Below are 567 nucleotides of genomic sequence, written 5' to 3' on the forward strand. Positions count from 1 at the left end.
TCTGGCCGCGTCCCACTTGAAGACAGTCCCCGAATGGGGCTACCGGACTGTCGCGCAGGCCGCACACGGCTGGTTGGATGTCGTCACCCGGCCCCGCCAGGCTGCGCCTGACGGCCGCTATCTGGAGGCGCGGTACGAGGATCTGGTCACGCGCCCCCGCGAAACCATCAAACGAATGCTGGGCTACCTTCACCTGCAGTGGGACGAGGCGGTCCTGAACCACGCGGCGCACGAACACGCGCTGTTCAACAGACCTTGGGGGCATCCCGCCGCGCAGGCCGCAAGCAAGCCTCTCCACACCGGGCGCCATGGACGGTATTTGCACGACCTCACGCCGGGAGAAATTGCCGAGTTTGAGCGGATCGCGGGTAAAGAGCTGATACACCTGGGCTACGACCTGTCGATGCCGCGTTCAGGAAGCGCGAGATGATAGCGGCGCACAATGCGCCCCGGCACCGCCTGCCCTGTAGCTTTTATCTGCTTCTCGCTGGCCAGACGGTCTCCCTTCTCGGCTCACAAGTGACGTTTCTTGCCCTTCCGCTGACTGCGATCGAGCTTCACAACGCA

The 567-nt window shown here is 64.0% G+C and carries 1 protein-coding gene; it reads left to right on the forward strand.

Going from position 1 to position 567, the window contains the following annotated elements:
• Positions 1-430, forward strand: a 430-nt coding sequence (locus ACLFKU_RS43935) for a sulfotransferase (RefSeq protein WP_410853415.1), incomplete at its 5' end; no start/stop codon positions are given.
• Between the last annotated feature and the right edge of the window lie 137 nt (positions 431-567).

Origin of the sequence: Paraburkholderia sp. EG304 (assembly GCF_046543485.1) — a bacterium.
GTDB classification, from domain to species: Bacteria; Pseudomonadota; Gammaproteobacteria; order Burkholderiales; family Burkholderiaceae; genus Paraburkholderia; species Paraburkholderia youngii.